The sequence below is a fragment of the Lysinibacillus sp. Bpr_S20 genome, assembly GCF_023337835.1.
GTDB lineage: Bacteria > Bacillota > Bacilli > Bacillales_A > Planococcaceae > Lysinibacillus.
Genome location: NZ_JALNLQ010000011.1, coordinates 121,405 through 131,248, shown reverse-complemented (window position 1 = coordinate 131,248; position 9,844 = coordinate 121,405). Strand labels below are relative to the sequence as shown.

Annotated in this window: 10 protein-coding genes, 1 rRNA gene and 1 riboswitch; all 11 genes read left to right on the top strand. The window is 40.1% G+C overall.

Annotation, left to right across the window (positions count from 1 at the left end; genetic code table 11):
- Positions 1 to 76: ribosomal RNA gene (rrf, locus tag MWJ95_RS24755) — 5S ribosomal RNA — on the top strand; the annotation flags it as partial.
- 116 nt (positions 77 to 192) lie between these two features.
- Positions 193 to 462: a hypothetical protein gene (locus tag MWJ95_RS21095; RefSeq protein WP_249075443.1), complete on the top strand. Its 270-nt coding sequence runs from the start codon at positions 193 to 195 to the stop codon at positions 460 to 462.
- 489 nt (positions 463 to 951) lie between these two features.
- Positions 952 to 1,146: an NETI motif-containing protein gene (locus tag MWJ95_RS21090; RefSeq protein ID WP_249075444.1), complete on the top strand. Its 195-nt coding sequence runs from the start codon at positions 952 to 954 to the stop codon at positions 1,144 to 1,146.
- 93 nt (positions 1,147 to 1,239) lie between these two features.
- A riboswitch (purine riboswitch) is annotated at positions 1,240 to 1,338 on the top strand.
- A 206-nt stretch (positions 1,339 to 1,544) separates the two neighbouring features.
- Positions 1,545 to 2,033 (top strand): 5-(carboxyamino)imidazole ribonucleotide mutase, encoded by a 489-nt coding sequence (gene purE / locus MWJ95_RS21085; protein WP_249075445.1) that lies wholly within the window; start codon positions 1,545 to 1,547, stop codon positions 2,031 to 2,033.
- Complete coding sequence (gene purK, locus MWJ95_RS21080; protein ID WP_249075446.1) at positions 2,030 to 3,154, top strand: 5-(carboxyamino)imidazole ribonucleotide synthase; 1,125 nt, start codon at positions 2,030 to 2,032, stop codon at positions 3,152 to 3,154. The genes purE and purK overlap by 4 nt, the downstream gene beginning before the upstream one ends.
- 13 nt (positions 3,155 to 3,167) lie before the next feature.
- Positions 3,168 to 4,463, top strand: coding sequence for an adenylosuccinate lyase (purB, locus tag MWJ95_RS21075; RefSeq protein WP_249075447.1), 1,296 nt, complete (start codon positions 3,168 to 3,170; stop codon positions 4,461 to 4,463).
- Positions 4,464 to 4,575: 112 nt separating this feature from the next.
- The gene (purC, locus tag MWJ95_RS21070; RefSeq protein ID WP_249075448.1) at positions 4,576 to 5,286 is read left to right on the top strand and encodes a phosphoribosylaminoimidazolesuccinocarboxamide synthase; all 711 of its coding nucleotides are present in this window, start codon (positions 4,576 to 4,578) and stop codon (positions 5,284 to 5,286) included.
- Between the two features lie 2 nt (positions 5,287 to 5,288).
- On the top strand, positions 5,289 to 5,537 hold the full coding sequence (purS, locus tag MWJ95_RS21065; RefSeq protein ID WP_068986390.1) for a phosphoribosylformylglycinamidine synthase subunit PurS: 249 nt from the start codon (positions 5,289 to 5,291) through the stop codon (positions 5,535 to 5,537).
- 2 nt (positions 5,538 to 5,539) lie between these two features.
- On the top strand, positions 5,540 to 6,223 hold the full coding sequence (purQ, locus tag MWJ95_RS21060) for a phosphoribosylformylglycinamidine synthase subunit PurQ (protein ID WP_249075449.1): 684 nt from the start codon (positions 5,540 to 5,542) through the stop codon (positions 6,221 to 6,223).
- Complete coding sequence (gene purL, locus MWJ95_RS21055; protein WP_249107165.1) at positions 6,210 to 8,444, top strand: phosphoribosylformylglycinamidine synthase subunit PurL; 2,235 nt, start codon at positions 6,210 to 6,212, stop codon at positions 8,442 to 8,444. The genes purQ and purL overlap by 14 nt, the downstream gene beginning before the upstream one ends.
- Entirely contained in the window at positions 8,420 to 9,844 is a 1,425-nt protein-coding gene (gene purF / locus MWJ95_RS21050; protein WP_249107164.1) for an amidophosphoribosyltransferase, read from the top strand. Before purL ends, purF begins: the two co-directional genes overlap by 25 nt.

Here is a 9,844-nt window from a genome sequence, read left to right as displayed (position 1 = left end):
CGAACACGGAAGTTAAGCTCTTTAGCGCCGATGGTAGTTGGGGGCTTCCCCCTGTGAGAGTAGGACGTCGCTAGGCACCTGAAAAAGTCGAGGATTTATTCCTCGGCTTTTTTTATTTTATAGAAAAATAAAAAAATGGTACAATTGCCTAACCATATACATGATGGTCGTTGATTAATGGGGGAATTAAAAATGAGGCGTAATCTCTTTTCTACTATATCCATCATATCCTTCTTGATTACATTTTTAATGTTTGGCTATGATACATCAAAATGGTATGGTATTTTTTTTAATTTCCTTTGCGAGCTAAGTATTTTTACGCCATTTGTATTAGGAGGACTAGGAATAATTAGCGCAATTTTTGGCTTAAAAGGTGATATCCGTATGGTCTTGATTGTGCTCAATGCTTTTTTAATGATCCTATTCCTTGGTGCATATTTAATGGGAATCTTCGGGTTTTAAAATCCTTAATAAAGAACTGCAGCGTTTATATTTTTCTGCAGTTCTTTTAATATGTCTTCGATTTGTAACAATAAGATATAATTCCTTTTTAGCTTCTTCAGAAAGAAGTTAAAACTTCCGCTAATGTCACGGAATCGGAAAGGCGTTCGCATAGGATTTTAGGCTAACTGACCTGCATCCTGTTGCTGTTTCGTCTTCGTACAGAAAAAAACGTGATGTTGTTGCTACTACCCTTTCACACAGACAAAACACATTGCCGCTGTCGCTACGCTTTCGCGCAAACGAAACACATTGCTGCTGCTTCGTAAGCACTACGTTTTTGCGCAAAAAACATTTGTTGTCCAATGCCCCAGGAAAGCACCCAGACGGAACGGAAATCAACCTCACGCTATGTGAAAAATATTTTATTAATAAATCATAGATATAAAAGGTATAATGAAACTCAAATGAAGAAAAAATTTTGGATATAAGATCGAAAGGAAGAAAGATTTGGGAAAAAAGCAAATTTGGTATGAAGTAGAAGAAAACGAGACAATTGAAGATTGTTTGGCAAGAATGCGTCGAGATGGTTATATGGCAGTGGGAAGAAAAGAAGAACCGATTTTCCACTTAGTCAATGGAGAACCAACGTATTTACGTCAAAAAATACAATTCAAAGCCATGTTATGGCAAGAATTCGAGTAAATTTGACCGAAATCCGAACGTTTATAAATAGCTAAAATAAAATGTTCGCATTTTTGCATTGACGATAGAGGAATGACTTGTTAAAATGTGAGAAGGAAAAACAAATAAATCCCACATATATGCTAGAGGATTGGCTCTAGTGTCTCTACCCAGCACCGTAAATGCTGGACTATGCGGGAAAGCACTTTTGGCATGTTACGGGAAGGTGTATGTGCAGAAATGTACATTTGCATATTCTTTTCATAATAAGTCCTCAAGTAAGCTGCTTTCACGTGTATGGTAGGGAGTAGTTTATTTGGGGACTTTCTTTGTTATAAAAGAATTGTAGTAGCTATATGAGGAATAGAGGCTTGCACAATATTAGATCATTTTTCTAACGTTAAAAAGGAGCGACAATCATGAATCCGAAAATCGGTGTCATTATGGGGAGTTCAAGTGACTGGGAAACAATGAAACATGCATGTGATATTTTAGATGAATTACAAGTACCGTACGAGAAAAAGGTTGTGTCTGCACATCGTACTCCAGATTTAATGTTTGAGTATGCAGAATCAGCACGTGAGCGAGGTATTCAAGTTATTATTGCTGGTGCAGGTGGAGCTGCGCATTTACCTGGAATGGTAGCAGCTAAAACAACGCTACCGGTAATCGGTGTACCTGTGCAATCCCGTGCTCTTAACGGGCTTGATTCTTTATTATCAATCGTTCAAATGCCTGGTGGTGTACCTGTAGCAACAGTAGCGATTGGCAAAGCGGGAGCGACAAATGCAGGTTTGCTAGCAGCGCAAATTTTATCGACAACAGATGCACAGCTTGCAAAAAAATTAGATGCTCGACGTGAAGCCACAAAACAACAAGTACTGGAAAGCACAGGTGACTTAGTGTGACAAAGATAATTTATCCAGGGCAGATGATAGGCATTATCGGGGGAGGGCAACTTGGCCGTATGATGGCACTTGCTGCTAAAGAGGCAGGCTTTAAAGTTGCCGTTCTTGAACCATCAATGGATTCACCATGTGGACAGGTTGCGGATGTACGTATTGTAGCACCATATGATGATGAGGCAGCTTTAGAGGAGCTTGCAGAGGTTAGTGATGTTATAACGTATGAGTTTGAAAATATCGATTATGATGGCTTAAAACGTTTAACACAAATGGCTTACGTTCCACAAGGAGCAGAGCTTGTACGCATCACACAGAACCGTGTGACTGAGAAAGAAGCAATTGTGAATGCAGGTTGTCCAGTAGCCCCTTATTTGGTTGTAAATACATATGAAGAATTACTAGCCAATATCGATAGGATTGGTTATCCTTGTATAGTCAAAACAGCAAGAGGTGGTTACGATGGCAAGGGGCAGCAGCTTTTAAAATCTGCCGAAGACCTATCGTTGGCAAAGGAGCTTTTCTCTCATTCGCAATGTATTGTTGAGGGATTTGTGCCTTTCGCTAAAGAGGTGTCCGTCATTGTCCAAAGAAACGGTAATGGTGAATCATATTGTCAGCCAGTTGGAGAAAATATTCATGTGCATCATATTTTACATGAAACGATTGTTCCAGCTCGTATAAAAGAGGAAACAGCAAAAGCTGCAGAGCGTGAAGCAAGAAAAATTGCTGACTACTTGGATTTAGTAGGGACATTAGCTGTAGAAATGTTTGTGTTAGAAGATGGTGGAATTGTTATTAATGAATTAGCACCAAGACCTCATAATTCTGGTCACTATTCAATAGAAGCATGTAATGTTTCACAGTTTCATCAGCATATACGCGCTGTTTGTGGTTGGCCATTACGTAAACCACAACTTTGGGCACCATCTATAATGGTTAATGTTTTAGGGCAGCATGTCATGCCACTTAGTAACTCAATTGCTAAATATCCTGAATGGTCTATACATCTTTATGGGAAAGCTGAAGCTAAGGTGAACCGTAAGATGGGCCACGTAACGATTATGACAAAAAACTTAGAGGAAACACTACAACAAATCGAGAGTTCTGGCATTTGGTCAGAATAGAAGGAGAAACGCAATGATCGAACGTTACACAAGACCCGAAATGGGCGCAATTTGGACAGAACAAAATAAATATCAAGCTTGGCTAGAAGTTGAAATTTTAGCATGTGAAGCTTGGGCAGAAATTGGAGACATTCCGAAAGAGGATGTAGCTAAAATTCGTGAAAATGCTTCATTTGACGTTAATCGTATTTTAGAGATTGAAAAAGAAACACGTCATGATGTAGTTGCATTTACTCGTGCCGTTTCTGAAACACTTGGTGAAGAGCGCAAATGGGTACACTATGGTTTAACTTCTACGGACGTAGTTGATACAGCCCTTTCTTATTTGATTAAACAAGCGAATGATATTTTACGTAAAGACATCGTGAATTTCATTGATATTATTGCTGCTAAAGCGAAAGAGCATAAGCATACAGTTATGATGGGACGTACACATGGTGTTCATGCTGAGCCAACAACTTTCGGTTTAAAACTAGGTTTATGGTATGAAGAAATGAAGCGTAACCTAGAACGCTTTGATGCAGCGGCAAAAGTAATTGAAACAGGAAAAATGTCTGGAGCAGTTGGAACATATGCCAATATCGACCCTCGAGTTGAGCAATATGTATGCGATAAATTAGGACTTACAGCGTCTCCTATTTCAACACAAACATTACAACGTGATCGCCATGCTCAATATTTAGGAGCGTTGGCATTAATCGCAACTTCAATAGAGAAATTTGCAACAGAGATTCGTGGCTTGCAAAAATCTGAAACACGTGAAGTTGAGGAAGCATTTGCAAAAGGACAAAAAGGCTCGTCGGCGATGCCTCATAAACGTAATCCAATCGGATCTGAAAACATGGTTGGTATGTCACGATTAATGCGTGGCTATATGGTAACAGCTTATGAAAACGTAGCATTATGGCATGAGCGTGATATTTCACATTCATCTGCTGAGCGCGTTATTTTACCGGATGCAACGATTACACTTAACTATATGTTAAATCGCTTCGGTAACATTGTGAAAAACTTAACAGTATTCCCTGAAAACATGAAACGTAATATGGGTCGCACTTTTGGTCTAATTTACTCTCAACGTATCTTATTAGCACTTATCGATAAAGGGTTAGTGCGTGAGGAAGCGTATGATACAGTACAACCTTTAGCGATGCAGGCGTGGGACGAGCAAGTTCAGTTCCGTACGTTAGTCGATGCAAGTGAAAAAATTACATCGTATTTAACGAAAGAAGAGCTAGATGAGTGCTTTGACTACAACTACCATTTACAGCATGTAGATATGATTTTTGAACGTCTTGGACTTAACTAAGCTAAATTGATGGAATAGAGTCACTAGCGGATGTTGCAGAATTGAATCGTATACGTACGATTCAATTCTGAACAATACGCGTGTATTTCATAATATCAGGGGGAGTAACGAAATGACTGAAGGTCAACTTTTGTATGAAGGTAAAGCAAAAAAATTGTATACAACAGAGGAACCAAATGTGTTACTCGTTGAATACAAGGATAGTGCAACAGCGTTTAATGGTGAGAAAAAAGAAGAAATTGAAGGCAAAGGCATATTAAATAACCGCATCACTTCTGTAATTTTCGAAAAATTACAAGCAAACGGAATTGCGTCACATTTCGTAAAACAATTATCTGATACGCAACAGCTTGTGAAAAAGGTAGAGATTATTCCAATTGAGGTTGTTGTTCGTAATATAGCGGCAGGCAGCTTAGCGAAACGCCTTGGCTTAGAAGAAGGTACACCATTAAAACGTCCGATCGTTGAGTTTTATTTTAAAGACGATGAACTAGGCGATCCGCTCATTACGACGGAGCATATTGACGTACTTGATCTTGCAACACCAGAGGAAGTGACAGCCATTTATGAGGGTGCACTTGCAGTGAATAAAGTGTTGGAGCCTATATTTGCGGATGTCAACGTTACACTCATTGATTTTAAATTAGAGTTTGGACGTGACAATGACGGAAATGTACTACTGGCAGATGAAATCTCACCAGATACATGCAGACTTTGGGATGCAACTACAAAGCAAAAGTTAGACAAGGATGTCTTTCGTAGAGACCTTGGTAATTTAACTGAAGTTTATACTATTATACTTTCTAGACTCGGAGGCAAATAACAATGAAAAAAGTTAAAATTTACGTAACATTACGTGAGAGCATTCTTGATCCACAAGGTTCAGCAGTACAAGGTTCTTTAGTGAACATGGGTTACGCTGAAGTAGAAGATTTACGTATCGGTAAATATCTTGAACTAACTATTAAAGATACAGAACGTGATATTGATACTCTAGTAAAAGAAATGTGTGAAAAGGTTTTAACTAACGTTGTAATCGAAGACTATCGTTACGAAGTCGAGGAGGCTAACTAATCATGAAATTCGCAGTACTCGTTTTCCCTGGGTCAAACTGTGATATCGATATGTATCATGCGATTAAAGACGAGCTAGGTGAAGAAGTAGAATATGTATGGCATACAGCAACAGATTTAAGTGACTTTGATGGCATTTTAGTACCGGGAGGCTTCTCATATGGGGATTACCTTCGATGTGGTGCGATGGCAAACCAATCTAATATTATGGCAGAGGTCAAGAAGGCAGCAGATGCAGGTAAGCCAGTATTAGGCGTTTGTAATGGATTCCAAATATTAACTGAAGCGGGTTTGTTACCAGGTGCATTACTTCGTAACAAAAATTTGAAATTCATGTGCCGTACAATCCAACTTAAAGTTGAAAACAATAATACCTTATTCACAAACCAATATGAGCAAGGTCAAATGATCAATATTCCAATTGCGCATGGTGAAGGTAACTACTACTGTGACGAGGAAACTTTACAACAATTAAAAGATAACAATCAAATCGTGTTTACATACTCAGGCGAAAATCCAAACGGTTCTTTAGAAGATATCGCAGGGATTATAAACGAGCGCGGCAATGTACTAGGTATGATGCCTCACCCAGAGCGAGCTGTTGATGCACTGGTGGGCGGAGCAGACGGTCTAGCAGTATTTAAATCAATTGTGAAGCAGTGGAGGGAAAATCATGTCAACAACTAAGTTTGAGCCAACAGCACAGCAAATTAAAGATCAGAAGTTATACGCTGGTATGGGGATGTCAGACGAAGAATTTGCAATGGTAGAAGGTATTATTGGACGACTTCCGAACTGGACAGAGACAGGTCTTTTCTCAGTAATGTGGTCTGAGCACTGCTCATACAAAAATTCAAAACCAGTGTTACGTAAATTCCCTACTAAGGGTCCACAAGTTTTACAAGGTCCAGGTGAAGGTGCTGGCATCGTCGATATTGGTGATGAACAAGCCGTTGTATTTAAAATGGAATCCCATAACCACCCTTCAGCAATTGAACCTTATCAAGGTGCTGCTACAGGTGTTGGTGGTATTATCCGCGATGTTTTCTCAATGGGAGCACGTCCAATTGCGATGCTGAACTCACTCCGCTTTGGCGAATTAAAATCAGCGCGTGGAAAATATTTATTTGAAGAAGTCGTTGCTGGTATCGCAGGTTACGGTAACTGTATCGGAATTCCTACAGTAGGTGGCGAGATTCAATTCGATCCTTGTTATGAAGGCAATCCACTAGTGAATGCAATGTGTGTAGGTTTAATTGATCACAAAGATATTCAACGTGGAATCGCAGCTGGTGTAGGAAATACAGTCATGTATGTTGGCGCTAAAACAGGTCGTGACGGTATCCATGGTGCAACATTTGCATCTGAGGAGTTAACAGAAGAATCTGAGAACCAACGTCCAGCAGTACAAGTAGGAGATCCATTTATGGAGAAACTTTTACTTGAAGCATGTTTAGAAGTTGTAAAATCTGACGCTCTAGTAGGTATTCAAGATATGGGTGCAGCTGGTCTTACTTCTTCATCAGCAGAAATGGCTTCTAAGGCTGGCTCTGGTGTAGAAATGAACTTAGATTTAGTACCTCAACGTGAGACAGGCATGACAGCCTATGAAATGATGTTATCTGAATCTCAGGAGCGTATGTTACTTGTTGTGAAAAAAGGTCGTGAAGATGAAATTAAAGCGATTTTCGATAAATATGATTTAGATGCGGTGGCAATTGGTCGCGTGACGGATGATAAAATGCTACGTCTTTTACATAATGGTGAAGTTGTAGCTGAAGTACCTGCTGATGCACTTGCAGAAGATGCACCAGTTTATCACAAACCATCTGCAGAACCTGCTTACTATGCTGAATTTCAAGCGATGGAAAATACAGAACCAGTGGTAACAGATTACAAAGAAACATTAAATGCACTTTTAAAAGCGCCAACAGTTGCTTCAAAAGAGTGGGTTTACGATCAATATGATTATCAAGTACGTACATCAACAGTCGTTGCACCAGGTTCTGATGCAGCCGTTATCCGCGTACGTGGTACGAACAAAGGATTAGCGATGACTACTGATTGTAACTCTCGTTATATTTTCCTAGATCCAGAGGTAGGCGGTGCCATTGCAGTAGCTGAGGCAGCCCGTAACATCGTAGCAACTGGAGGTACACCATTAGCGATTACTGACTGCCTAAACTTTGGTAATCCTGAGAAACCAGAAATCTTCTGGCAAATTGAAAAATCAGCTGATGGTATTTCAGCGGCTTGTACTGCACTGAATTCACCAGTAATCGGTGGTAACGTATCTCTTTATAATGAGCGTTCTGGTGAAGCGGTTTACCCAACACCAACCATCGGTATGGTGGGACTAATTGAAGATTTAGCACATGTGACAACTCAAGAAGTAAAAGCTAGTGGGGATGTAGTATTTGTGATCGGTGATACAAACACTGAATTCGGTGGCTCGGAGCTTCAAAAATTAGTAAACAACGGGGTTATTTCAGGGAAAGCACCAGCTATTGATCTACAGATTGAAGCTGCACGTCAACAAGCTTTACTTACAGCAATTAAAGCAGGAATCGTACAATCTGCACATGATGTAGCAGAAGGTGGTCTTGCGGTGGCGCTTGCCGAAACAACATTTGGCGCTAATGGTTTAGGTCTTGATGTGACATTAACAGGCTCTGCTACAACAGCATTATTCAGTGAAACACAATCTCGCTTCGTTGTAACAGTGAAAGAAGAAAATGCAGCTGCATTTGTAGAAATTGTAAAAGACGCAAAGAAAATTGGTGTCGTAACAAACGATGCGCTTGTTAAAATCAACGGTGACAACGGTGTGCTTGTAGAAGGTACAGTGGAGGAATTCCGTTCTAATTGGAAAGGAGCAATCCCATGCTTGCTGAACTCAGAGGCTTAAACGAAGAATGTGGGGTGTTTGGTATTTGGGGCAACCCGAATCCAGCACACCTTAGTTATTACGGGCTTCATGCTCTTCAACACCGTGGCCAAGAAGGCGCTGGAATCGTCGTTTCTGACGGTCAGCATCTTCGCGCGGTGAAAGGCGAAGGACTAGTTAATGATGTTTTCAACGAAGAGAAATTAAAGGCAGTGGACGGAAAAGCAGCAATTGCCCATGTCCGTTATACGACTGCTGGAGGAGGCGGTATTGAAAATGTACAGCCGTTATTATTCCACTCGTCAACTGGTAGCCTTTCAATTGCTCATAACGGTAATTTAGTCAATGCAACGCACTTAAAACAGTACTTAGAGCGCCAAGGGAGTATTTTCCATTCTAGCTCCGATACTGAAGTACTAGCGCATCTTATTAAGAAAAGCTCGCATTCACCATTCCGTGCAAAGGTGAAAAATGCCCTCTCGTTATTAAAGGGTGCTTACTCATTCTTAATTATGACTAAAGATGAAATGCTTGTCGCACGTGATCCACATGGTTTACGTCCACTATCTCTTGGAAAGTTAGGGGATGGTTGGGTTGTTGCTTCTGAAACTTGTGCATTTGATTTGATAGGTGCAGAATTTGTTCGATCTGTTGAACCTGGTGAATTATTAATTATTAACGATGAAGGTGTAAAATCTGATCGTTTTGTAGAAATGGATAAACGGGCAATGTGCGCGATGGAGTACGTTTATTTAGCACGACCTGATTCTGATATTGATGGTATTAACGTTCACATGGCTCGTAAGCGTATGGGCAAACAGCTTGCTCGTGAATGTGCACATATTGAAGCTGACGTTGTAACAGGTGTCCCTGACTCAAGTATTTCAGCAGCAATCGGCTTTGCAGAGGAAAGCGGTATTCCGTATGAGCTAGGTCTTATAAAAAACCGTTATGTAGGTCGTACATTTATCCAACCGACACAGGAATTACGTGAACGCGGTGTGAAAATGAAACTTTCTCCAGTTGTTCAAGTTGTAAAAGGTAAACGAGTAGTGATGGTGGACGATTCAATCGTTCGCGGTACAACTTCAAGACGTATTGTAAAAATGTTAAAAGATGCAGGAGCAACTGAAGTGCATGTTGTGATTTCTTCACCACCAATGACGGATCCTTGCTATTACGGGATCGATACTTCAACACATGAAGAATTGATTGCATCTAATCACAGTGTAGATGAAATCCGCGATGCAATAGGAGCAGATTCATTAACATTCCTTTCAGTTGAAGGCATGGTAGAGACGATTGCTAGACCATATGAAGATGAAAATCGCGGATTATGCTTAGCATGCTTTACGGGTAAATATCCAACAGAAATTTTCCCAGATACGATCTTACCACATGAAAAAGAACTATTACGTTAA

What these genes read in the sequence shown, in the direction of transcription:
- purQ (WP_249075449.1), top strand. Translation starts at nt 5,540, where the DNA reads ATGAAATTCGCAGTACTCGTTTTCCCTGGGTCAAACTGTGATATCGAT.
- purF (WP_249107164.1), top strand. Translation starts at nt 8,420, where the DNA reads ATGCTTGCTGAACTCAGAGGCTTAAACGAAGAATGTGGGGTGTTTGGT.
- purL (WP_249107165.1), top strand. Translation starts at nt 6,210, where the DNA reads ATGTCAACAACTAAGTTTGAGCCAACAGCACAGCAAATTAAAGATCAG.
- purE (WP_249075445.1), top strand. Translation starts at nt 1,545, where the DNA reads ATGAATCCGAAAATCGGTGTCATTATGGGGAGTTCAAGTGACTGGGAA.
- purB (WP_249075447.1), top strand. Translation starts at nt 3,168, where the DNA reads ATGATCGAACGTTACACAAGACCCGAAATGGGCGCAATTTGGACAGAA.
- purS (WP_068986390.1), top strand. Translation starts at nt 5,289, where the DNA reads ATGAAAAAAGTTAAAATTTACGTAACATTACGTGAGAGCATTCTTGAT.
- MWJ95_RS21095 (WP_249075443.1), top strand. Translation starts at nt 193, where the DNA reads ATGAGGCGTAATCTCTTTTCTACTATATCCATCATATCCTTCTTGATT.
- purC (WP_249075448.1), top strand. Translation starts at nt 4,576, where the DNA reads ATGACTGAAGGTCAACTTTTGTATGAAGGTAAAGCAAAAAAATTGTAT.